Below are 25690 nucleotides of genomic sequence, written 5' to 3'. Positions count from 1 at the left end.
TCACCTTCAATTTTGAATTTCACTTCATTTTAATATTATTTAAATTTTTGTCATTAATTATACTCATAAGGCTTTTGGATGAATTGATTAAACTGAGATTAATAATAGGATAACCAAAGTTTCCCTTCTAAATAGTATGTGTTTTAGCGTTTATCTTATTCTATTTCTTCTTTTTTGTGTACATTTGGACACCTAGTTATATCGATTTCGGTATGTTTTATTTTAGATATATGTTTTTAAGCATATTTCCTTTTGAATATTTGTGCTACTCATATTCAAAAAAAATCTTTTTATTCTAAAGTAAGTACTATCATTATAAATTAAAAAAAAGATTTGCCAAATTGAAAATAAGAAAGATAGTTGTTGGTTTTATTTTTATGGGATTTATTGCCTGTAACAAGAAAGAGGAATCAGCATCTTTGGACGATTCAAAAAAAGTTAGTCCATTAATAGCAAGATCAAAAACTGATACTATCAATTTGTCATTACTAGATTCTTCTAGGAGGGTTGATTTAAAATATTCTCTAGAGCAACTTGACAATACTAAGGGACTTTCCAATAGCTCTGTGAATACTATTTTTCAAGATTCTGAAAATTTACTTTGGGTTGGGACTTGGGATGGTTTAAACCGATATGACGGGACTAATTTCAAAATTTTTAGACCCGAAATTAATAAAGAAAATAGCCTTAGTAATCAGGTCATTCTTAAAGTAGACGAAGATGATTTGGGTAGGATCTGGATCTTGACAATGCACGGAATTAATCAATATAACAAAAAAACGGATCGTTTTGAACGTTATTATTTTTCCAGAAAGAATAGCCCTCCATTATCGGAATCAGAATTCAATATGGCACTTGATCCATCCAAAAAAGTCTTTTGTGCCGTAAAAGACTGGGGAATTGGTTATTTCGACGGTACGGCTTTTCAATTATTAAGTTCTAAAAATCTTCCTAGAAAATCCGTTAAAAAAATGGAATTTACATCTAAGGGCGATTTGATCGTATTGTTTGAAGATCAAGAACTTTATTCCTTGTCTATTGAGAATGCCAAAGCAAACGGAAAAATAATTTCAAAAACAGCCTTGATTTCTGTCAATATTAGAACGTTTGAAATAATGTCTAATCAGAAAATAGTTGTTATTCCGACCTCAGGGAAAGTTATATTACATTCCATGTCGGATAAAAAAAACAAGGAAATTCCAGTACAAAATATAGAAAACAGTATTGGTCATGTGCCTGAGGGTCTTGTTTTATCTAGCCATTCGGGTTATCGTATTATTGATAGTTTGGGAAATGTCTTCACTAAACCCTGGTTGAAATATCTCAAGAATCAAAAAGTGACTGCTTTGATTCAAGGGAGTGAAAATGTGATTTGGACCGGTACTGATGGGGATGGAATTTTTAAAATGTATCCGCTTAAAAAACCATTCAATCTAATTTCAAAAACACAAATTCCTGAACTGGATGGTGGTATTGTGAGGGCATTTTTAGAAATAAAGGGAAATTCATTTTGGGTAGGAACAAAAGGAAAAGGACTGTTTCGATTGGCTCCTAATTTTTATCAAAATCCGGATAAAACGTTAGAATATAAAAATTTTAACGAAAACAATAGCCTTATTAATAATGCGGTGTTTTCTTTATGCAAAGGACAAGATGGGCTTGTTTTTATAGGAACCGATGGAAATGGAATTACTGTTTACGACTTGGCAAAATCAAAATTAGTCAGTTGGTCAGAAATTCTGGGAAAGGAACAATGCCACTATTTCAAATCTGTTTATGCCATTTATCAGGATAAAAAAGGATTCATTTGGCTTGGAACGAATGGTTATGGGATGATTCGTTGCAAAATTGAGCGTTCTGGAGAAAACCTGAAAGTAAGTCAGTTTAAGATATACCAAGCTGATAATAAAGAAAAAAATGCTTTAAGCAGTAATATTATTTACTCCATAGTACCCGAGAAGGAGAACCAACTTTGGATAGGAACCCGATTGGGAGGTTTGAATCTTTTTGACAAAATAACAGAAAAATTTCAAACTTACAAAAACATAAAAGGTGATCCAAAAAGCCTATCCAATAATGATATATTGAGTTTGAAAAAAGATGGAGAAAATAGGCTTTGGATAGGAACCAGTTTTGGTTTAAATCTTTTAGATCATTTAGGAAGCGATGGCAGGGCTATTTTTAAAAGTTATACTACCAATCAAGGTCTCCCAAATAACACCATTCATGGGATTGTTTCGGATTCGAAATCTAATCTATGGTTAAGTACTAATTTTGGACTGTCCAACTTTGTTCTAGAAGAATCAAAGTTTATCAATTACACTAAAAATGAAGGCTTGCAAAACAATGAATTTGCTGATGGAGCATTTTACCAAGATCCAAAATCAGATTTTATTTTTATGGGAGGAATAAAAGGGTTTAATTATTTTCTTCCTCAAAATATAAAAGAATCCTCTGTAATTCCTGATATTTTAATTGATAAAATTAGTGGACAAAACCAAGCAGTTCCCTATTATCAGGGATTGGTTATTTCGCCTGATTCGGATACACATCCGTCTATTGTTTTAGATCATAATCAAAACTTTTTTGATATTGAGTTGGCCGCATTAACTTATATTAACAGTGAAAAATGCCAATATGCCTACCAACTGAAAAAATTTGATAAGGAATGGAATACAATCAATAACCGAAGAATTATTTCCTTTACGAATGTTCCCAGAGGGAATTATTCCCTGTGGATAAAGTGGTCTAATAGTGACGGTGTTTGGAGTGATCCGGTTCATGCAATTGACATCCGAATTAAACCCGTTCTTTGGCAATCGAACCTTGCTTTTGTAATTTATACTGTATTGGCTGTGCTTTTCATCTTGTTTGTACTTAGTTATTACAAGAAACGCCAATCTTTGAGCCAAAATATTCTTTTTAGAAAACGGGAAGAAGAGCTACATGAAAATCGACTTACCTTTTTTACTAATATTGCCCATGAGTTTCAAACTCCTTTGACTTTGATTGTAGGTCCCATACAAAAGTTGTCTGAAACGACAAATTTGAGTGAAAAGAATCAGAAGTTTATTCAGATGATTCAGAGAAACACTTCAAGATTACTGTTCTTAACACAGCAATTACTCGAATTTAGAAAAGCCGAATATGATTATTTAGAAGTAAGTGTAAAAGAGTTTGATCTGGTGAATTTAGTAGAACAAATTGCGGAACTATTTGATGAATGGGCGCTCAGTAAAAATATTAATTACCATCTGGATATTCCGTCTGAATTGTTGGCTTGGTTTGACAAGGATAAAATTGAGAAAATAGTGTTTAACCTGATGTCAAATGCATTTAAATATACCCCAGTTAATGGTAAAATTGACCTTAAATTTCATATTGAGGACGGGGATCCAAAACGACTAAATATCACGATAGTTAATACAGGAAAAGGAATTTCGCAAGAAAAATTAGATTCTTTATTTGATCGATTTTTTCTTTCTGACACAAATAAAGGAACCGATAATGATCTGTTTAGAACCGGTATTGGGCTCGCTTATATTAAAAAACTTGTTACCGTCTTGAGAGGCGAAATTATTGTTTCAAGCATTGCAAATGAAAAAACAATCTTTACGATTCTATTACCTTGTAGCAAAGAAGTATTTAGTGAAAAAGAATTGGATACAGAGTTAAGCCCTATTTTGATTTCTCACCATCTCAAAAATATTCTGGAAGAAAATCCTAAGATATCGGATACTATAAACCCTAAAATAGCATCTCTTACAATTCTGGAAGACCATCGTAAAACAATATTAATTGTTGAAGATGAAAAAGACATTCATCTCTTTTTGAATGAATTACTAGGAGAAAAGTATAGAATTATTGTTTCCTATAATGGCTTAGAAGCGTTGAATATTCTTGAAATTCAAATTCCGGATCTTATTATAAGCGATATAATGATGCCTTTTATGGATGGAGTGGCACTTTGTGAAAAAGTAAAAAAAGAAATTAAGACTTGTCATATTCCATTTATCATGCTTACTGCCAAAGATTCGGTTTTACAACGAATTGAAGGAATTGAAAGCGGTGCTAATTCTTATATTCCAAAACCCTTTCATCCCGATCATCTTTTAATCCGAATTCAAAAACTGCTGGAAGAAAAAGAACAAATACATAAATATTTTACTCAGGATACTCTTATCGAGAACCTCACAAATCTTCCCATAGAAAAGGAAGAAAAAGACTTTGTGAAAAAGGTAATTGAGCTAATTCGAAAAAATATTGACAATGAGAATCTTCAAAGTTTATTCATCGAAAAAGAATTAGGTATTAGCAGTTCTCAATTATATCGAAAAATAAAACAGATTTTTGGTTTTACACCAGGAGATTTAATTCGGACAATACGCTTAAAACATGCTGCAGAACTTTTGCGTAAAAATGTATTGACGGTTTCGGAAGTATGCTACCAATCAGGTTTTAATAATCGTTCCTATTTTTACAGGGAGTTTAAAAAAATGTATGATAGCACTCCAAAAAACTATCAATTTAAGTACAAAGCTAAGTACTAATTATTATTTTAAACATCTGTAAATCAATGCGTTTTTGATTCGTGTACACTTTTGATGAAATAGTGTACATAATTCTATGTGTCCTCCTGCTAATTTTATAAAATGATTTATGAATTACAAACCAAAAAACCATTAATGCATTTAATTAACCTAATTTTTATGAACATGAAAAAAAATATTCTAGTTAATAATCAATTTAATACTTTCTTATCATGAAAAAAAGTACTGTTTATACTTTGTTTTTACTTTGGACCATATTATCAGGGAGTGCATTGTATGCCCAAACCATAAAAGGGATTGTATCAGATAAAAATGGTCCCATACCACAAGTAAATGTAATCGTTAAAGGAACAACAACAGGAACGGTAACTGATATTGATGGTAGTTTTACCATTTCTACAGTGAATTCTAACGCTATCCTTGTCATTAGTTATCTTGGCTATCTAAGCCAAGAAGTACCTGTATCAGGAAGAACAGATTTAATTATTACCCTAAAAGAAGACTTGAATTCTTTAAATGAAGTAATTATAGTTGGGTACAATAGCCAAAAAAAGGCATCCATAAGTAGTGCCGTTTCAATGGTAGATATGGAGAGCCTTTCAAAAACAAAAGTACCCGATGTGGCACAAGCTTTACAAGGACAAATAGCTGGTGTTTTTGTAGCTGCAAATACGGGAGCTCCTGGTGATGGTATTAAAATTCGAATAAGAGGAGAAGGAACATTAGGAAATAACGATGTTTTATATGTTGTTGACGGCGTTTCTACTCGCGATATTTCTTTTCTTAATCAATCGGATGTGAAATCGATGACGGTATTGAAGGATGCCGCCGCAGGAGCAGTCTATGGTTCAAGAGCTGCTGGAGGAGTGGTGGTTATTACAACCAAAAGTGGACAAAAAGGGAAATCAACAATTAGTGCCGATTATTACTCGGGACTTCATTTTGCAACGAATCTCCCTAAAATGTTAAATACAGATCAATACTTAACGGTAAAAGATCAGGCTTGGCATAATACTATAGGGAATTCTTCCTCGGCAATTAGCCCTTATGTAGCAGACAGAAGCAGAAGTGATTTAGCCAATACAAATTGGCAGGATGAATTGTTTACAACTGGGATTTCAAAAAATTTCCAAGCTTCAATTAGTGGAGGTTCTGAAAATTTGCAATACTTAATTTCAGGAGGTTATTTTGGAATGGATGGAATTGTAGTAGAAAACCATGATAAATACCAGCGTGTAAATTTTAGAGCAAATATTAATGCGAATGTTTCAGATCGGTTTAATGTGGGAACTAATCTCCAGATTAGCCATGCAAAACAAGACAAATTATCTTCCAGTGGAGATGCACCGGGTATCATTCGCCATGCTTTATTGCGTTCGCCAATATTAGGGGTTTATAAAGACATTAATGATCCCACCTATTCTGCAAGCAATCCATATACGGATTTACCTTTCTATACGGGACCTGATAATGGATGGAGTCAAAATTATGAATTTACTTCAAACCCAATTGCTATAGTCCATTTTACAGATGACAAAAGAAATACGTTTCAAACATTTGGAAATGTATATGGAGAATATGCTTTCTTAAAAGATAATTCTTTAAAATTTAAAAGTAATGTGGGTGTTGATATTCAATTTACCCATAACAAAAATTTCGCTCAAAATTTTGGAGATGCTAATATCAGTGATGTCAATAATACTTATTATGGTCTGGGAAGAAATAATAGACCTAATGTACTAGATGAAAATAGAGGTCAAGGTATGACATTCACTTTTACGAACACTTTAAACTATGTAAAAACAATTAATGAAAAGCACAGCGTCAATTTATTGTTAGGTCAGGAAAGCATTACTAGCGATGCTGCTGCAATAGGCGGTAGCAGACAAAATTTTGATAACACTTCTGACTCTTTCAGATATCTTGATTATGGTGGTCAAGGTGTTTTAGATGCCGATGGGAATGTAATAAGAGCCTTTCCATATAGTTCTGGTTCAGCGAGCAATTGGGCTCTTTTATCTTATTTTGCTTCGGGTACTTATGGATTTAATAACAAATACTTTGCAACTGCTACCATGAGAGCTGATGCCTCTTCCAGATTTGGAGCCAATAATAAATGGGGCTATTTTCCATCTGTTTCTGGTGGGTGGATAGTATCAAAAGAAAATTTTATGTCTAAAATAGATTGGATTTCTAACTTAAAATTAAGAGCCAGTTGGGGGCAATCAGGCAATCAGGAAATACCGAATAATGCTTTTGAAACTCTAGTTTCAACAACAGGCGGAATAGTCAACATCATTCGATACGGGAATCCTGATCTTAAATGGGAAACTACAACTCAAACTAACTTTGGATTGGATTTGAGTATCCTTAAAAATAAACTTTCATTGTCAACGGATTACTTTGAAAAAAACACAACTGATATTCTATTATCGGTAAACTTGCCAGCGGTTTCTGTTGGTGTAATTGAAAGTACAATTGTAAATGCAGGGGCTGTAAGTAATAAAGGATTTGAACTTGGTTTAAATTTTCAGGATAATGATCATGCTTTTAAATATAATATAAATGCAAATGTTGCCACATTAACTAATAGGGTGAATAAACTTCAAACTTATGTAAAGAATATTATTGATGATGGGACCCATACAAAAACGGAAGTTGGACAAGCCATTAGTTCCTATTATGGTCTTGTATTTGACGGCATTTATCAAAACGATACTGAAATAAATACTACTTTATTTTCAAACTCAAATAATACACAGCCCGGGGACATTAAGTTCAAGGATTTAAATGGAGATGGTCAGATTAATGCTGATGATAGAGCTATTATAGGAAATCCTATTCCAAAAATGACCTATGGTTTTTCATTTTCGGGAGAATACAAAAATTTTGATATTTCATTCTTATTACAAGGGGTAGAAGGAGTGGATCGTTACAACGATTTGAAGCAAATTTTAAATTACGATAGTCGTCCATTCAACTCTATGGTTTCGGTGCTGGATAGCTGGCATGGTGAAGGGACCAGTAATACAACACCACGAGTTACTTTCAATAATAATGGAGGAGGAAATGTTTCCAGTGTTTTTGTTGAAGATGCTTCTTACCTTAGATTAAAAAATATTGAAATAGGATATACGTTTGATAGTAAGGTTATTGGAGTTAAAAATTTACGTATTTATGCTTCAAGTCAAAACCTTTTCACAATTACAAAATACACAGGATTAGATCCAGAATCAACTTCATTGATTGATAAAGGAACCTACCCTCAATCAAAAGCATTTATTTTGGGACTTCAAGTTCAACTTTAATTCAACTTTTAAAATATTAAATTATGAAAAAAATATTTATAGCATCAATCTTTATGAGCTTATTGTTTGCAGTTAGCTGCCAAGATGAGCTTACTACTGATCCCATAGGAGCAACAACTTTGAAGCAGGCAAATACTACTCCAACTCTTACTTCGGTAGAGCTTTCGGTAAACTCATCCTACTACTTACTTTCAAATAGTTTGAATCTTTTGGCACAATGGGATTGGAATGGAGGGCTTGTTTTTCAAAATGATTATGTAATGCAGGACATTGCTTCTGACGATATGGAAAAAAAATGGAATCCTGACGGAGATCAGCCTTGGATGGATGATATCAATAATTATACTTTTACTTCTACTAATGGCGGACCAAACGGATTATGGAAATATGATTATGAAGGAATCAAAAGAACTAATATTGCTATTGGTTTCTTAACAAGATCTGACATTGAGTCTGTTACGGGTATCACTTCTGAAAGAAAGAATCAACTCTTGGGAGAAGCTTATTTTTTAAGATCCTATTATTATTTTTCATTGGTGACTAATTTTGGTGACGTGCCATTAATTTTGGCTCCTGTTCAAACCTATCAAGAAGCTTTTACGAATGCCATTCGAGCTGACAAAGCATTAGTTTGGGGCAGTATTAAAGCCGATTTAGTATTGGCAAAAGGGCTTTTGCCAAATTCAAAATACAGCTCAACTACTGAAAAATGGAGAGTCTCAAAGGGAGCCGTAATCGCTCTTCAGGCCAAAGCAGCATTGTATACACAAAACTGGGCAGAAGTAATCACTCTTGTAAACGAATTGACTCCACTTGGATATAGCCTGAATGCTAATTATTTTGATAGTTTTAGCACCGAGTTTACAGATTTGGAGGTTATTTTTGCGTTTAATCATCAAGGAGGGCAGACTCCCAGAAAAGGAAATGGAATTTGTGCACCATTAGATTGGGGATTCTTTGCTCCCAGTACAGACTTTCTTAATTCCTTTGAGGTTAATGATCCCCGAAAATTATATACTGTAAATACTACAAATCGCAATGTAAATAAAATGTTAGGAAGCTTAGATGGAACGAATAAAGGCAATGATGAAGCACCTAATAATAAAATTTACATGCGTATGGCCGATGCTTTACTTTGGAAAGCAGAGGCGCTTAACGAAACGGGTGATTATTCTGGAGCGATTGCTATAATTAACCAAATAAGAGCCAGAGCCAGAACTACGGTAAATGCACTTGGTTTAGTTCCGCCAAGCGGCACATTATTAGACAGAGCTAATTCTTCTGACAAAGCAGTTGTCAAAGGCTGGTTGATTTCAGAAAGAAGAGCCGAACTCGGGTTTGAAAATCAAAGAATGCTGGATTTAAAAAGATGGGGAATTGCGAAAGCAGTTATGACCGCTCATGGGAAAAATTTTCAAGACCGACATATGTTGTATCCAATCCCTCAATCAGAAATTGATGCCTCTGCAGGTCTTTTGATACAAAATCCTGGATATTAGACAATAAAGTTTGGTTAGCGAATTAGTTAGTTAGTACCATTGAGAAGTAGTAGTTAAATACTAAAAATTACTGCTTCTTTTTTTTAAACAAATTATGAAATAACTCTTTATTCGGAATCAGAGAATCAATATAATCCAGCATTAAAAAATAAAAACATGATAAAAAGCAAAATAGTTATTTTTATTGCTCTGGCGACTTTTCAATTAGGATATGCACAAAAAGCCGCAGAACAAATTTCAATTCGTTTGGTTGATGCAATGCCTAATATGCCGACGCCCTACAAGATGAAGGATTGGAAAAAAGTAACAGCGCAACAAGATTCGCTTTTATATGATTTTAATGCTAAGGGACCACTTCTGCCATTAATTTGGTGGGATGATAATAAAGTAAATGTACCCATTCGTTCTTTCGGGATTCCAAGTTATGTTGGTGCTTCAAGAAATATGAATAAACAGTCTAGCTATGAATCATTACCCGTAATTGGTTCTGTTTTGGGTGCGTCATTGGTAGGAATTGATAAAAGTAATTACAACGGAATTGATTTTGTATCAATGTGTCGACAATTTTATAATACTAAAAACGGAGAAAATTTAGTTATGAATTCTGTTGACAGAAAAACAGGTGAAACCTTTTGGTATGATATTTTTCCAGGAATGGCGTTCAATATGCTCGTGGACCAATATCCTAAAAAAAAGGAAATCGCTGACATCATGAAATTGAATGCCGATAAGTGGATTGTCTGTATAAATAGATTATCCAAAGAAAAAAAATATCCTGATTTTAATTTCACTGCTTTCGATTTTAAAACTAACAAGGGAGTTTATAACGGTGTTTGGCATGAGCCAGATGCAGCTGCGGGTTTAGCATGGCTTGAATTTACCGCTTGGAAAAAATGGGGAGATGCTTCCTATCTTCAAGCGAGTAAATCCTGTATGGATTATTTACAAAACCGACCAGAAAAAGAAGGTGCTTATTATGAGATCATGATGCCTTATGGTGCTTACATGGCAGTACGAATGAATGCTGAATTAGGAACAAAATACGACGAAATAAAACTATTGAATTGGTGTTTTGACGGGCAAAACTCCGACCGTAATGGATGGGGTGTAATGGCTGAAAAATGGGGGCAATATGATGTTGATGGTTTAGTTGGGCAAAAAAAAGAGGAACAATATGCTTTCGCAATGAACACCTTTTCGCAAGCGGCAGCATTGGTTCCAATTGTAAAATATAATCCTTCTTATTCTAAAACCATTGGAAAATGGATTTTGAATTTATCAAATTCCAGTCGACTTTTCTATAGCGATGAACATCCAAAAAACAGACAAACCAGTGCCGTATGGCAGGGAGATCCAAACCATGTGATTTGCTATGAGGGTCTTCGCAAAGATTTAGATCACGGTAATGGTTTTGAAGTTTATAAAGATGTATTGGCAAATGAAGGTCCTTATGCTTTGGGTGATCAGATGAAACAATATTCCTCAGCTACCGATTTGTGTCCTTATGGATCAGCTTGGGTTGGAATGTTAGCCTCAATTGTTGACACGACAAATGTGGAAGGAATTCTGAAAATAAACTGTAATGCAACCGATTTCTTTTCTTCAAGAGCATTGCCTACGTTTTTGTTTTACAACCCTTATAAAGAAATAAAAAATGTATCCTTTAATGTAGGGAACAGTTCCGTAAATATTTATGATAGTGTATCAAAAAAATATATTGGACGAAAGGTTATTGGAAATTTTAATTTCAAATTAAATGCAAATACAGCTATGACACTCATAATAGTGCCATCAGAAATAAAAACATCCATGAAAAATAAAACACTTATCGCAGGAACAAATATCATCGATTACCATTATTAATTTTGAAGTACACTATTTAAATTAAAAACACAATTACACTATAAAAAATGATCGATATCGCAAAACGTTTTACACAAAATCCCTTATTATCACCGGCAGCTCTTCCTCCTAGTAGAGAGGGTCTAGAAATTACCTGCTTGCTTAATCCTGGAGTATTTCAATTTGAAGGAAAAACGTGGCTTTTGGTTAGAGTTGCTGAAAGACCCAAACAAAAAGAAAATATCATTTCGTTTCCAATACTAACGGAAACAGGGGCGATTCAAATTATTGAAATCCCAACAAATGATCCTGAATTAGACGCCAGTGATGCTAGAGTCATTAATTATAAAGGGGTTGATTATTTGACGACACTATCGCATCTTCGATTAGTATGTAGTGAGGATGGAATCGAATTTCATGAACCAGAAAATTATCCTCCTTTGGTTGGCGAAGGTATGTTGGAGACTTTTGGAATTGAAGATTGTCGTGTCGCTTTATTGGACGGAAAGTATTATTTGACCTTTACGTCTGTTTCTCCAAATGGTGTTGGCGTTGGTTTACGCACTACCACCGATTGGAAAAATTTTGAATCGCATGGAATGATGTTGCCTCCGCATAATAAAGATTGTGCCATCTTTGATGCGAAAATTAATGGTTTGTATTACGCCTTACACCGTCCAAGCAGTGTGGATATTGGTGGGAACTATATTTGGATTACGTCCTCTCCTGATGGTTTGCACTGGGGAAATCACCAGTGTATTATTAAAACCAGAGCCGGGTTGTGGGATAGTAAAAGAGTGGGTGCAGGTGCTGCCCCTATAAAAACAGAAAAAGGTTGGTTGTCTATTTATCATGGGGCTAACGCCTCGCATCAATATTGTTTGGGTGCCTTTTTAATGGATTTAGAAGACCCTACTAAAGTAATTGCACGAACAGAAGGTCCTATAATGGTTCCAACAACAAGTTATGAATTGAGTGGTTTTTTTGGAAACGTAGTTTTTACTAACGGACATATTGTGCAGTCAGACGGAGATACTATCACTATTTATTATGGTGCTTCCGATGAGTTTGTTTGTGGTGCAGAATTTTCGATCAAAGACATTTATTCACTTTTAAAATTTAACTAATGTTCCAGAAACTAAAAACCGAAATTGGTCATTTTAAAAGTCAGACGCACAATTTTCAAATATTAGTACTTACAAATCTGGTGTATGCCATCGTTTTACCAGTAATAGATATTTTTGTGGCTGCTTATGTAATGCGAAGTTCCAATGATCCCGTTAAGGTAGTTATTTATCAACTGACAATTTATGCCGGAATTCCACTCACTTTTTTACTAAATGGTTATTTATTAAAACACTTCAACATTAGAAAACTATATTCAGCTGGAATGATGCTCAGTGGTGTTTCTATGATGATTATGATGTCCTTGAAGACACTTGATTTAGTAGGAATAGGATTTGCTGGAATTACTATGGGATTGTCTTTTGGTTTTTATTGGTCTAACCGAGATTATTTGGCATTGGCCATAACTAATGATACAAACCGAAATTATTATTATGGTTTGGAAACTTTTTTTTACACGATTATTGCTGTTGTCATTCCGATTACTATAGGTTGGTTTATTGAATCTAGCGGGGATACCGCACAAATTCATACTGCTTATTTAATCATTACCGGAATTGTGTTTTTAGTAACTGTCATTGCCTCTATAGTTTGTTTTAGGGGGACGTTCCAAAATCCAATACAGAAAAAATATGTGTTTTTTAAATTTCACCAACTCTGGTATAAGTTGTTGTCATTATCCTTATTGAAAGGTTTGGTACAGGGTTTTCTTGTAACAGCCCCCGCCATGTTAATCATGTTATTGATAGGAAAAGAAGGAGCATTGGGTACAGCACAATCCATTGGAGCCATAATTGCAGCCGTAATTATGTATGTTATAGGAAGAATTGCAAAACCTTCAGACCGAATTAAGATATTTACAGCAGGACTCGTTTTGTTTGCTTTAGGAGCAGTGGTCAATGGATTATTATTCAATCAAACGGGTGTTATTATTTTTATTTTATTATTATTGATTGCAAAACCGCTGATGGATTTGGCCTATTTTCCAATCCAATTTAAGGTAATCGATATTGTTTCAAAAATTGAAAAAAGAGGAGAATTTGCTTATATTTTGAATCATGAGGCAGGATTATTTGCAGGTCGCTTTTTGGGAGCAGGTACTTTTTTGGTTTTGGCCTATACTATCTCAACCGAAATTGCCTTACGATATGCAATTGTAATTGTAGCGGTATTGCAGTTGAGTTCTATTTTTGTCGCCAAAAAAATTATTGCAGAAGGAAATTTACTTTCTCCAGATGAACCTGAAATTGATAGTAAAGTTATGAAGGAAGTTGCAGAGAAAATTGTTTAAATACAGAATCAAAAAATAAATTTTTATTTATAATTAAATCAAACAAATAATGAATACTATTTTCAAAATCACTTTGACAAGTCTATTTTTTATCCTTTGCGTACTAAGTGGTTCAGCACAAATAAAGCAAAAAAATATTGCTCGTGTAGATCAAATGCCCAACTTGCCGAAACCATTTCAAATAATAGATTATAAGAAAATGGCGGTCCGTTTTGACAGTACCGTATATGATTTCAACGCTAAAGGTAAATATTGGCCATTGGTATGGATTGACAAGAGCCAAAATAATTTTCCTCAAGATGTTGTTGGTTTGTACACTGCTGTTGGCGATGTAAGACAAGGGCCTTCTAATAATAAAGGAATGTTTCACGAATCGTTGGCTACTATGGGAGCTACTTTAGGTGCTAGTTTAGTAGGTATTGATAAAAGCAATCAAGAGAATCGGAATCATGTCAGTATGATGAAAAATTATTTTAATACTGAAACGGGTTGGGACATTATGATGAATAATACTAGTCCAGAGGTTGCTTTGTTAGGAGGAGGTTATGGGAGAGACTGGTGGTATGATGTTTATCCAAATCTGTTGTTTTATGCTGTTTATGATCAATATCCGAACGAGCCTGGTTTTGATGTTATTGCGAGAAGTATTGCTGAAAAATTCTTCAAAGCTGATTCGATATTGAATGGGAATTATAATTATTCTTATTTTGATTACGGTAAAATGAAACCAATGAATAATAACATCTGTGCCCAACCCGATGCAGCTGCTGGACATGCCTGGGTATTGTATTCTGCTTATAAAAAGTTTGGAGATCCAAGATATTTAAAAGGAGCCAAAAGTGCCTTATCTGCACTACAATCTCAATCTATAAATCCAACCTATGAATTATTAATGCCTTTTGGTGCTTATTTGTCCGCCCGAATAAATGCTGAAGAGGGGGAAGATTACGACACTGCTAAGATGTTGGAGTGGACTTTCGATGGAACCGCCATTTGCCGGGAAGGTTGGGGCGTATTAGTAGGCAATTGGAATGGATTTGATATTTCAGGAACAGTGGGAAGTACGGTGGATCACGGAGGATATGGTTTTTTGATGAATACCTATGATATGGCTTGGCCAATGGTTCCAATGGTTCGTTACAATCAATCGTATGCCACGGCAATTGGTAAATGGATGTTGAATGCTGCCAATGCTTCTCGATTTTTCTATCCGCAATACATGCCTGATGAACATGAAACGATTCCACAATTGGCAGAGGTTACTAAAGGAGTTATCGGATATGAAGGTATCATTCAACAATCCAGTTATAAAGCGTATGAAAATTTAAAAGGGCCTGTTGCGCAAGGAGATGGTCCACTATGGGTAGCGGGTGAAAATCCTCAAGAATCTCAATTTAGTGTTTATGGAAGCGGACATGTGGGTATTTTTGGAAGTATTATTCGAGCAACAAATGTGAGTGGAATTCTACAATTAAATTTATTGGCTACCGATTTTTTTAAAGACAAAGCCTATCCTTCTTTTTTATATTACAATCCTCATAGCAATACTAAAAAAGTTATTATACAAACAGAGCAGGGAAAAAAAGTAGATTTATATAATACAGTATCCGGACGTTTTGTTGCTCGAAAGGTTTCTTCGTTGGCCAAAATAAAGATTGCCCCAGAAAGTGCTGCAGTTATTATTTGTGTCCCTTCAGGCGGAGCAATTACGTATGAAGGTTCTAAGATGTTGGTTGACGGAATTGTTGTAGATTATAATTTTCAACAAAAAAAATAAAATTTTGATAGGAAGTTTTGAATTATGACGCTTTTTTTACGGGCACCACTTTTACTAAAATTTGAATACCTAATTATGAAAAACTGTAACTATTTATATTTCAAGGTAAGTAAACTTCAAAGAGCTGATTTAAAACTGTATTATAAAAGCGAGTAAATAACTACTATAGCTTCGAGGTCAGAAGACCTCGAAGAGCTGGTATTATTGAAAAAATCATAATAACTTTTTCTATCTTAAGCCTACGGCATTTTAAACTCGAGAAACACCAACATATCTCTCAATTTAAAAAAGTTGTTGATAATTTTAATTGCTTTACATAGGAGCATAGCTGTTAGTGGTAGTAGTATTTATTCTTCCAGATTATTCTTCGGTTTGTTTTTGGCCAAGTTTGATATTACAATTGTAATTAGTAACGAAAATATTAAGCCTAAAATCCACTTATTTAAATCCACAACGGTTTCAACTTTATCCTTTATTAATTCAATTTGTAACTCGTTTTCTTTTTTGATATTTTCAATATCTTTATTCAAAAGTGGAATTGTTAATGACTTCTCAGGATTTTCGATAATAATATTATTCAATGTCTCAATCTTCTTTTCCAAATCTTGAATTCGCTTTTCACTTGGTGACGAAATGGAAATAGTTGAATCTTTTGTTCTCAGCCTATTCTCTAACTCAGATATACGCTCCTGAAGTTGTATATTTTGATTTTCTATTTTTAACTTTTGAGTGTCATTTTTTATAAAAAGAGTTTTGAGAAAGTAATACGAAATGACTGTTATTCCTAGAATAGAAATTAGAGTTGAAAAGAAATTGAAGACTTTTTGAAACTTTCTTTTTTTAGTTTCCTCACCAAATTTTTTTTGTAGGTCATTAAATTCCTGTTTGTTCATATGAATTTCTTTTTAGATATAAGTTCTGAAATATTAGCGCTAACGTTCTGGTTTGGAGTAATTGTTCATTTGCTAATAGGAATGGGCACGGAATGCAATTCCGCGCGAACGGGTTAACGTTGTAATTATTTTGTCGAAAGATGATTCTATCATAATGATGTTTAGGAATTAAATGCTTTTACCATCAATTCTTGTTCTCCTCTTGAAATACCTATTTCACTAGCAATGTTTTTCCAATTGCTTGTTGCTTGGAGTACTTCTTGTATGATGGTTTCCATTTGTTCTTTGTTTAGGCGGAAATATTCTCCAACACTTTTTGCTAATTCGAAATCGAGGTCGTTATTATCGGTATCGATATTTAAAGCCAAACCATCCTTTTCAATTGAGGGGTTTAGGTCATAGGCTGGTGACAATATCCAACCTTCTTTGGTCAGGATAAAGCCGTGGTTTCTTAAATGGTCATCTGTGTTTGAAATAGCTATGTTAAATACTATTCTGCGCCATAATTGGTATAAGTTAGCTTCTATATTTGTTCCATGATTACTAATAAATTCGGCTATGTCTAAATAGCTTGCCGGATTGTCCCGGATTGTATCTTCATTGTTTCCAGTCATGGTCATTGCGGATGCAAAGTGTATTCTTTCTCCGTTTTCTCTGTCGAAACGTTTTGTGAAAAATGTATGGTAGTTCCCCATTATTTTTTCTATCCGACATGGTGCCATTTCTATACCAGCATTTATTGCCAATTTATAGGATAGGAATTCCCAAGCCCCTTTGTCTGTGGTGTCGGTTTTGGATGGGAATTTAGCAATCCAAAGGCTTTTATCATTGTCTAAGATATTGGCTTTTGGTCTAGCTCCTCCGAGTGAGGAACCTGGTGCCATCAGGACAGATAACCATTTTTTAACCTCATCATTGTCATCGTCGTTTTCAAAATTAGCAGCTGCATTTTGTAGTTCGCGAATGGATGACCAAGGCGGTGTTGAAGCTGTTTTGTTGTTGTCTAAAAAATCTCCTTCCGGATTTATTTTGAAGCGTAATGCTCCCATACGACTTTCATCGTAAACACCAAGCAGAAAATCAATATCATAGAGTGTTGGTGCTTTTTCTCCTTTTTCTTTTGCCCATTGCGCCGCTCTCCGCTTCATCAGTGTTCTTCCCCAAGTGTCGGGCATACTGTCCAAAAAGATTCCGAAGTTTTCTTTTTTGTTAGGGTATTGTGGTCCACCATATAATTGAATGTCCGGATCTAACAGGAATTTTTGTTCCGATTTTATCCAGTCTTTATTATATTCAAAGCTGAATGTTTTTTTGCCTTTAGCTTGTTGTGCTGATAAGATGCCAATTATCTTGGGTTCAGGTAAACCCTTCCAATGTGCATATACGTATATTTCAGTTTTTATAGACATCTTATATTGTTAAATTGAGATTATACCAGACTGCCACTAGCAGTCCTCCTCTTAAAATCAAATCTTGCCAATGGACGTAAACGTATATGTCGGTTTTGTTAGTTGCCATTTTATATTATTAATTTACCACCCCGCCCTTTGGGCACCCCTCCAAAGGAGGGGAATTTTAGTGCGAGTTAAGTAGAGTGGTTTTATTTTAGAAGTTCGAGGTCTTGGAGTTTTCTTCCGAGTTCATCGTCTGAAGCTAGTTTTAGGAAATCGTCCTGAAGGCCTAATACTCTGAGTACATTGAAATAAGCACCCATTGCCACACTTGTGTTTCCTAACTCGATTAGGTGTAATGTGGATCTTGAAATGTCGGCTCTCTCCGCGACCTGTATCATAGTGAGTTTTCTTCTTTTACGCGCCATTTTTATGTTTTCTCCCATTTGCTCCAATATCTTGTCATACTTTGGGAATACGGTCTGTTTTTTCGTTGCCATTTTTTAAAATGTTTGTTATTCTGAACAAAAATAGCCTTTATGTTTTAAATAGCAAACATTTGTTTTTTATTTCTTATTTGTTATGATAATAAAGTAATGACAAAGAGTGGCTTTATATTCATCCGAAAGAAGTGTTACTGTTTAAAAAGATACCGCTACAGTTTAGGATAGCTTGAAATAAGTATTTAAAATATAATAGTTATTCGTTTACTATTACTTTCAGGTTAATGTCTCCGACTTCCTTTAAATAATTTTCGGTAACCCCAAGTAATGTTAAGATACTTTCAGATGTATTCGTTATGGATAAGCTAGGTTGAACTATAAAAACTTCAAAATTCATTGGTTTACTATTCTTAGCTATTGTCAATAATCTTTCTAAATCAGGTTTAGTTCCTTTTTCTAAACGACTTCTTTCCTCACCACTTCTTGTTTTTATTAGTCTACGTAAAAGATGTTCAAAGAATTCCTTTCCTTTTTTATGTTTCCAATGAATAGATTTTTGTGCTTGACCACATACTTCATAAAAGTTATCTACACGAGTATTCACTAAACCATCTTTGGCAAATTTCAGGTGATAGAATTGTATGTCAAGTCTATTGTCATACTCTTTAATTGTAATTATGTCTGCAATTTCTCCTGAATAATCATCGTCATATATGATATCAAAGTCTTCTTTTTTTAATTCTTGAATAACTTTATACTGAATTGAATTTGTTTGTAAAGGAAGTACTCCTTGTGCTTCTTTACTTAAATCAACTCCTTCCCATTTCCATCCAATCAAATTTTGAATTGGATAAGAATTAATTAATTGTTTTAAAACTATGTAATAATTACCTTGGAGTGCTGAACCATCTGCAAACCAGACGGTAGGGATGTTATATTTGAAATATTCAACTATATCAATTTCTTTGGTACCAATTTTTATAGATACATTGTTTACACTGTGTTTAATTATTCTGAAATCCGAAAAATTTGGTTCTAATGTATTATTTATAAACAGTTCTTTTTGAAAGTGAATTTTTGCATTAGGAGTTTCAATTTCAAAATGTATTTCTTGATTATTTGATGGATTTATAATATTAAGAGAACAATTTACAAGATTAAATTCTCTACTGTCAACGATTATCGAAACTTTTGATTCCGAATAATTGTAAACAGCTTCATCCCAATCTATATGGGTAGGATGTATGCTGGGTATTTCGTTTATTATTTCAGGAATTAATGTCTCTCTTAAAATTTGATTTGGATCAATTGTATCATCAATTAATTTTATTCCGATATTCTTGCACCAATTTATGAATTCTTTTAAATCACCTTTTAAATAACTCCAAATACGTCCTTTATAAGAGCATCCTAATGTGATCTTGTTGCCCTCTTCATATCCTGAACCAAATACAAATGCTTTTTGCCCGCTTTGTTGTTCAGAGATAGATAATGCCTCTTCTATATCTGTTCCAACTCTCATTGTAAATCTAATTTTTCGATTTAAAAATTCTTTAAGGCCTACATTTTGTAATGAAACTCGCTTTATATCATAGAAAGTTTTAAACACATTTATTTGGTTAATTAAAACAGCATTGTCATTAAGGACGGCATTTGCCAATTCTTGATATAAACTTGATTTATCAGAACTATGAATAAATAATAGATTTGTATTAGAATCATAATATAATACTGTTAGTTTCCAATCCAACCCGAAAACTTCTTTATAATTTACCCATTCGATTTCACTTTTGTTTGCAGTAATTATAACTACCGTATTTGAATTAGGATTATAATCTGCAAACTTGTATTCAAATTCATCAAACTTTGGAATTCCTTTTTTGAATTTTTTTAAATCATAAGTGTCTGATATATTTAAATCTTCGACAGATGAATCAAAGTTATTTCTATAAACAACAGTACTTAATGCAAAACGAATATTTTGAAATGGAATTTTTGAATTGTCCATATGTTGAAATCCATTTATAAATTCATCAAAATCAACTTGTTCGTCAATTTCACCTGAGCTTAGTTTTGACAATAATAAATTCCAATCAGAATCTTGTGCATATAATTCACTTAATTCTTCTTCAACGTTAGAATCAGCAAGATTGGCAATAAATGTTGCACTACCAAGTTCATTATCTTTGGATGTTCTTGTAAAACGACCTGCAAATTGTAGCGTAATAGGAAGACTTTTTCTAATATCGTGAAAGGCCGCAATTTTTAATTGAGGTAAATCAAAACCTTCTCCAAGCATATTAACTGCGACAATTATTTTATGTTCACCTTTTACAATTCTATCTACTATTTCTTTTTTATTTAGAACACCTGAATGAACTAAGACAGGATTAAAGTCTTCGTATTCTTTATAGATTTGATAAACTTCTTGCGCTCGTATTTTATTCTCGCATCTTGCCATTAAAATGTGATCAAAACCATTTTCAATGTCTTTTTTTAATTGAGATATAGATTTTTCTGCAATTAATTTATCACCCTTTTTAAAGTCATATTCTCTAATAGGTAGAAAATTTATAGGTTTAAAATATCCTTGTTCTTGAGCTTTTTTCAACGAGAAATTGAATATGATTTTTCCTTCTAATCTCTTTCGATCATTTCTGAAAGGTGTAGCAGTAAATTGCAATATTTTGCTTTTTGAAAAAAATGTTCTAACTCTATTCCAAGAATTAGCCTCTATATGATGCGCTTCATCAATGAAAAGATGTGAAAATAAATCAGAATATTTTAATATGGACTCATTTGAACTATTAGAAAGGATCCCCATTGTTGTAACTAGGACATTACATTCTTGAATAAACTCTTCTAATTCTTCAACTGAGCTAAAATTCTCTTGAATAATACCAACTTTTGGATATAAAGACTTTTTGCCAACAATATTAAATTGCTTTAAAAGGCCTAGAGAATAGAATTTCTTAAAGATTTGATTTCTTAGAGCATCAGAAGGGACTGTGATTATTACTTTATTACATTTATTAGCAACTAGGGTAGTTAACATTGTTTCTGTCTTTCCTGTCCCAGTAGGCATTACAACTGTACCTATTTCATCATAAACTTTTAAATGACTTAATATTGAATATAATGCTGCAATTTGAGGTTCCCTTAAACCAAATTGAGGAACGCTTAAATCTTCTTCTATGAAATTAAAATCATTATTCCACGAATTTATTATTTCATCATTCGTGTACTCCATATCAAGCGGGTGTTTTAACCATTCTTTTAACTTGATACTATTTGATACTAATTTTGCTTCCGTCGCTTTTTGATTAGTCAATATGATGTAATCAAATTCTTCTGGAACAATATTTTTTCTACTTGATAAACAATATCTTATTCCGTTTTTTTCTATGATTGAATAACTTCTATGGCTAGAAATAAAATTAAAATCAGCTTCAAAACTTGGTGCGAGTAATTGCTTAACAAAATTTTTGTTACCTACTTTTTTCCAATAATTTTTTTCAAGTGCAGGAAATCTTAATTTTATCATAGTTTCTGGTTTAATTATATTTTGGTCTCGTCGATTGCTTTATATTTTAACTGATGATTTATATGTACTTAACTCTATTTCGTAATTTTCTTCTGGAGATACTCTTTTATTAAAAGTTGTTTAAGTGCTTCGTCTAGTTTTAAATAATTAATTTAATTTGCCACTTGAAGAATTTCAACAAAATTGTCTAAATTTCCAACTTTTACAATATCACCAATTGAACGACCAAGTATTGATACCGCCAAAGGTGATTTTATATTGACTTTTTGGACTCCATTTACTATTTCACCATTGTTGTTAGTGGCTTCAACTATTTGAACACTAATATTCTTGCCATTATTCACATATTTTACTTTTACCGTACTATTTAGTTTGATTTCATCGTGGAAGAGATGGGTTTGTACGGGTGCCTTTCTTTCAATTGCTTGAATAATTTCGACATCTTTCTCGTTGTCAATGAAAGATACTTTCGAAATATATTTTTCAGTTATCTCAATTTAGATTTTCTTAATTTAAAGCTGGTTTAGTACATTATAAAAAGGTATTTTTTTATTGCTGACTTTGTGAAATTTTGTTAAGGACTCACAGTAATTATATTTATTCTATCTACATAGCCATCTTCATTATTATTAACTGTTATAGTAGGAATGATTATATGCCATTTTTAATTAATGTTTTAAACCAAACTTTGCCAGCTTCTTCACTGATTTCAAAGCATTAATAATATTTATTTCTTTAATACTTTCATTTTTAGAAATAGATTTATTAACTGACTTTAAATTTGAAAGTTCAAGGTTATCAAATATTTTTCTTTGTTCTCCCAAATTAATTATCGTGGCCCAATCATTCTTACTGATTAGTTTTAATCGGTCATAAATTGCTTTTATATCGATAATTTCACTTTCAATTTCATTGGAAAGTGACTTAATTTTGTCTATATCAATTTGGTTATCCTCAATGTATGCTAGAAATTTATTTCCGATAGAAATATCCCTTGTATTTAGATTTTTTGAACGCTTAATTTTATTTGCAATTTCCCAAACATCTGTAGACATTAATTTAAATTCATCAATATTTAAAATATATTTAGACATGCCATCCCAAAATTTATTACCAAAGCCAAGTATTTGGGTAATATTCATCAAATTGTTTTCTGATTTATTGTCTACCTCTTCTGTTTCAATATCCCTTGACAAAACTAAATCTGCAGTAACAAAGCAATCGATAAAATTATCGATACTAAATTTATAGTTCTCTTCTTTTAATAGTTTCCAACTAGATTCTCTTTTTGCATATTCTGAAATCAAAGAGTTGTTTGAAGCCCTAACCAAATGATTGTAAACAAAAACAATCAGTTTTTGTAATTCATTAATAATTCGAATGTCAATATGTTGTTCTTCATAGATTTTCCATAAATCGAGTCTGTTTTCGGTTAGATAATAAAAATATGATAGGGTATAGGCAACAGTGAATGATTTTAAGTTGGTGTCGCCAATGGCATCAATATTTTTTCTACCAAATAGTTTGTCGACTGCTTTAAAAAGGATGGAATTTGCAATTAACTTCTTATAAAAATTTTCACCTGGTAATTTATTCTTCTTAACTAATTCGTTTATTTTTTTAGTATAATGAATAAAGTTTTTCTGAGCTCCTTGTGATACGTAATGAGGTTCTAATTCCCAAATATTTATATATTTTGCAACTTCAGATTTGACAAATTTTTGACTCGTAGGATTCTGTTCTTTAAATTTTCTTTGCTGAACAGGAGTAGTTAATTTATTCAAAGACTCTTTGTATTGACCGTTTACACGTTCAAAGTACCAAAGTGTAGATAAATTTCTATTATTGGAATCAATCACATATTTTTTCCTTGATAATGACTCTATTTGAACAAAATATGGGTTATTAGACGACAAATCTAATTCTGAAACTTTGTTTTGACTGTTAGCATATCTAGCAATATTAGGGACTTCAATATTCTTTTGATCAATATCCTTAATTACTGTCAATTTCATTTGAACAAATACTTTGCTTATGTCTGCATCTTTATATTTCTTTTGTGTATGAAATAATGAAGCTGTCGTTTGCCCACCATTAACAATTTGAAAATCATTCATCTTTGTTAAGTAAAGTTGATTTTCAATTGTTTCGGTTTCTACAATTTCAGCGGTTGCCGTTATACCGTTATTATATGGTAAAAACATTTGAGGTTTATCTCTAATCGTATCTCTAATTCCTTTATTGAATTTCCCTGCTTGTCCTAAGAAAGCTCGCACATTACTCTCTAATAATTCATTAGAATGTAAATCATATAATTTAGAGAGAACATCCCCAGGAATAATTGCTAAATAACACTCATACAATTCGTCTAAATCAGGCACTTTAAGACATTGAATACCCTGCAGATTATTTGTCAAAAAATCTTTGAATTTAATTTCTATAGGTTCTCGATTACTAGAGTTTTCATTTAATTTATAAAATCTTTGAATATCCCAAACATGAATGTATATTTTCAAATCGTCATATCCTTTGATAGAAGTAGTGTCAAGATTGTGATTTGAATTTCCATTGATTAAAAAGAAAACATTTATTCTGACGAAGTTTGATTTTTGTTTTCCTATAATTTTTAAAAGTGCATTTAATTCTGATTGTGCAGGATCAATATAATCTATATGACCTTTTAAAGCGGCATTTAGAAATTTTTTGATTTGATTTATATTCTTGTCAAAGTCACTTTTTTGAATATTAAAATCATAAGTGGTGTGATTAAAATGAGTAATAAAAAGGTCTAAAGTTTCGAAATAGACCTTATTGTCATCGTCCTTGAATTCGTCCTTTAAACAATATCCATTTAGTTTCCAATCTATTCTTCCTTGTGAATCCGGATGAATATAAGATAATACACTTGCTCCTTCAGACTTTCCTGCGCTATCCAATATTTCAAGACAATGTTCAGTGAATTTATCTTCAAAACTAGCACCTTCACCATCTGAATACACTAATGCAGCTACATCAGATTGTATTGATTCAATATAATTTTTTAATCCTTTTACCATTAGTTTACTAATTCAATAATTGATTCAACATTTACCATAAAAGACTCTATTGCAGATAATTCAATATAATATGAAGCATTATATATTCCAGTAGCTAGGTCTGACGAAACTAGTTTTGGAAAATCATTATCAACTGAATATTTATAATTCATTTTGAGAGCGTATTGACTATCGTAGTTTTCAAAATCCTCATCAAAGTAGCCAACCAATATTAATCTTTCATTAAATAATTTCAGTGCGCTATGATTGCCTGCTATTTTATTCCGGATTTGTTCAATTATTGAGTTAAGTGAAAACCCTCTGTCTTTTACTTGTTCGGCACCATATAGAATTAAATACAAATGAGACAAATTCTGAGCATCTAATTGCCTTTCACTTGTAATTCTTATTTTTGGAGTTTTTGAAGATGTAAATTTTACTTCTATCCCTTTAGATCCAAATAAAAAATCTTTGTCTTCATAATCCGGACCGGTCCAACTTTCAAGCAGACTGTCAATAGGATAATTTTCAGCTAAAAAAGAATTGAATAATAAAAGTTCCCCTATTAATCCTTTTTGGTTTTCTAAAGTGAGTCCTTGAAAATTAACTTTATCAAATAATCTTTTCCATTTTAAAACAACGTTTGAAGTTTCTACTAACGCTTCATTTTCCGTTGTACATTTTGATATTTCTTCGACGATATTTTCTATAAATAAGCTAAAAATATCTTTAAGTTGATTGTCTAAAAGATAAATATGTAATTCTTTTACACCTTTAAATTCAAATGTTTCAACAAACAATCCTTTGAACTTATAGTTCTTAAATTCAGGATATTTAGCAGTTTTTAAAGTTACGAATATGAATAAGTGGTTTCCTGTAATGTGATTAGTCGCTGCAAAACATTTAAAAGGTTTTACATGTTCAAGTTGTGTTTTGATAATGATTTCATCAGTAGGTATGTGAGTTTCCCAGATAGATTTAATACTAATCAT

At 32.5% G+C, this 25690-nt stretch carries 14 protein-coding genes; 7 read left to right on the top strand and 7 right to left on the bottom strand.

Features of this window, described 5'->3' with window-relative positions; all coding sequences use genetic code 11:
- Positions 1-341 precede the first annotated feature (341 nt).
- From EKL99_RS02325 to EKL99_RS02295, 7 genes are all read left to right on the top strand, one after another.
- Complete coding sequence (locus EKL99_RS02325; protein WP_126576334.1) at positions 342-4550, top strand: two-component regulator propeller domain-containing protein; 4209 nt, start codon at positions 342-344, stop codon at positions 4548-4550.
- 212 nt (positions 4551-4762) lie between these two features.
- Positions 4763-7858: a TonB-dependent receptor gene (locus EKL99_RS02320; protein ID WP_126553723.1), complete on the top strand. Its 3096-nt coding sequence runs from the start codon at positions 4763-4765 to the stop codon at positions 7856-7858.
- A gap of 23 nt (positions 7859-7881) precedes the next feature.
- Complete coding sequence (locus EKL99_RS02315) at positions 7882-9357, top strand: RagB/SusD family nutrient uptake outer membrane protein (RefSeq protein ID WP_126553725.1); 1476 nt, start codon at positions 7882-7884, stop codon at positions 9355-9357.
- Positions 9358-9513: 156 nt separating this feature from the next.
- Entirely contained in the window at positions 9514-11220 is a 1707-nt protein-coding gene (locus EKL99_RS02310) for a hypothetical protein (RefSeq protein ID WP_126576333.1), read from the top strand.
- 47 nt (positions 11221-11267) lie between these two features.
- Positions 11268-12326: a glycoside hydrolase family 130 protein gene (locus EKL99_RS02305; protein ID WP_126462726.1), complete on the top strand. Its 1059-nt coding sequence runs from the start codon at positions 11268-11270 to the stop codon at positions 12324-12326.
- Entirely contained in the window at positions 12326-13615 is a 1290-nt protein-coding gene (locus EKL99_RS02300; protein ID WP_126462724.1) for an MFS transporter, read from the top strand. The genes EKL99_RS02305 and EKL99_RS02300 overlap by 1 nt, the downstream gene beginning before the upstream one ends.
- Before the next feature lie 49 nt (positions 13616-13664).
- The gene (locus EKL99_RS02295; protein ID WP_126576332.1) at positions 13665-15392 is read left to right on the top strand and encodes a hypothetical protein; all 1728 of its coding nucleotides are present in this window, start codon (positions 13665-13667) and stop codon (positions 15390-15392) included.
- Between the two features lie 347 nt (positions 15393-15739).
- On the opposite strand, the gene EKL99_RS02290 is transcribed toward EKL99_RS02295, so the two are convergent.
- From EKL99_RS02290 to EKL99_RS02260, 7 genes are all read right to left on the bottom strand, one after another.
- A complete protein-coding gene (locus EKL99_RS02290; protein WP_126576331.1) occupies positions 15740-16285 on the bottom strand; it encodes a hypothetical protein in 546 nt (181 codons plus the stop codon).
- A gap of 161 nt (positions 16286-16446) precedes the next feature.
- Complete coding sequence (locus EKL99_RS02285) at positions 16447-17694, bottom strand: type II toxin-antitoxin system HipA family toxin (protein ID WP_126576330.1); 1248 nt, start codon at positions 17692-17694, stop codon at positions 16447-16449.
- A 191-nt stretch (positions 17695-17885) separates the two neighbouring features.
- Positions 17886-18176, bottom strand: a complete 291-nt coding sequence (locus EKL99_RS02280) for a helix-turn-helix domain-containing protein (RefSeq protein ID WP_126462714.1) — start codon at positions 18174-18176, stop codon at positions 17886-17888.
- A gap of 199 nt (positions 18177-18375) precedes the next feature.
- The gene (locus tag EKL99_RS02275; RefSeq protein WP_126576329.1) at positions 18376-21663 is read right to left on the bottom strand and encodes a DEAD/DEAH box helicase; all 3288 of its coding nucleotides are present in this window, start codon (positions 21661-21663) and stop codon (positions 18376-18378) included.
- 152 nt (positions 21664-21815) lie between these two features.
- Positions 21816-22040, bottom strand: a complete 225-nt coding sequence (locus tag EKL99_RS14595) for a GreA/GreB family elongation factor (protein ID WP_255416395.1) — start codon at positions 22038-22040, stop codon at positions 21816-21818.
- 291 nt (positions 22041-22331) lie between these two features.
- Complete coding sequence (locus EKL99_RS02265; RefSeq protein ID WP_126576327.1) at positions 22332-24719, bottom strand: AIPR family protein; 2388 nt, start codon at positions 24717-24719, stop codon at positions 22332-22334.
- Positions 24719-25690 carry a PD-(D/E)XK motif protein gene (locus EKL99_RS02260; protein WP_126576326.1) on the bottom strand — a complete coding sequence of 324 codons (972 nt, stop codon included), beginning with the start codon at positions 25688-25690 and terminating at the stop codon, positions 24719-24721. The genes EKL99_RS02265 and EKL99_RS02260 overlap by 1 nt, the downstream gene beginning before the upstream one ends.

Source organism: Flavobacterium sp. ZB4P23 (assembly GCF_003970375.1).
In the GTDB taxonomy this organism is placed as follows: domain Bacteria; phylum Bacteroidota; class Bacteroidia; order Flavobacteriales; family Flavobacteriaceae; genus Flavobacterium.
Note: the sequence above shows the minus strand (reverse complement) of the source record. Positions and strands in the feature narration are given on the sequence as shown.

What these genes read in the sequence shown, in the direction of transcription:
- EKL99_RS02315 (WP_126553725.1), top strand. Translation starts at nt 7,882, where the DNA reads ATGAAAAAAATATTTATAGCATCAATCTTTATGAGCTTATTGTTTGCA.
- EKL99_RS02285 (WP_126576330.1), bottom strand. Translation starts at nt 17,694, where the DNA reads ATGTCTATAAAAACTGAAATATACGTATATGCACATTGGAAGGGTTTA.
- EKL99_RS02310 (WP_126576333.1), top strand. Translation starts at nt 9,514, where the DNA reads ATGATAAAAAGCAAAATAGTTATTTTTATTGCTCTGGCGACTTTTCAA.
- EKL99_RS02305 (WP_126462726.1), top strand. Translation starts at nt 11,268, where the DNA reads ATGATCGATATCGCAAAACGTTTTACACAAAATCCCTTATTATCACCG.
- EKL99_RS02265 (WP_126576327.1), bottom strand. Translation starts at nt 24,719, where the DNA reads ATGGTAAAAGGATTAAAAAATTATATTGAATCAATACAATCTGATGTA.
- EKL99_RS02300 (WP_126462724.1), top strand. Translation starts at nt 12,326, where the DNA reads ATGTTCCAGAAACTAAAAACCGAAATTGGTCATTTTAAAAGTCAGACG.
- EKL99_RS02295 (WP_126576332.1), top strand. Translation starts at nt 13,665, where the DNA reads ATGAATACTATTTTCAAAATCACTTTGACAAGTCTATTTTTTATCCTT.
- EKL99_RS02275 (WP_126576329.1), bottom strand. Translation starts at nt 21,663, where the DNA reads ATGATAAAATTAAGATTTCCTGCACTTGAAAAAAATTATTGGAAAAAA.
- EKL99_RS02290 (WP_126576331.1), bottom strand. Translation starts at nt 16,285, where the DNA reads ATGAACAAACAGGAATTTAATGACCTACAAAAAAAATTTGGTGAGGAA.
- EKL99_RS02280 (WP_126462714.1), bottom strand. Translation starts at nt 18,176, where the DNA reads ATGGCAACGAAAAAACAGACCGTATTCCCAAAGTATGACAAGATATTG.
- EKL99_RS02320 (WP_126553723.1), top strand. Translation starts at nt 4,763, where the DNA reads ATGAAAAAAAGTACTGTTTATACTTTGTTTTTACTTTGGACCATATTA.
- EKL99_RS02260 (WP_126576326.1), bottom strand. Translation starts at nt 25,690, where the DNA reads ATGATTAGTATTAAATCTATCTGGGAAACTCACATACCTACTGATGAA.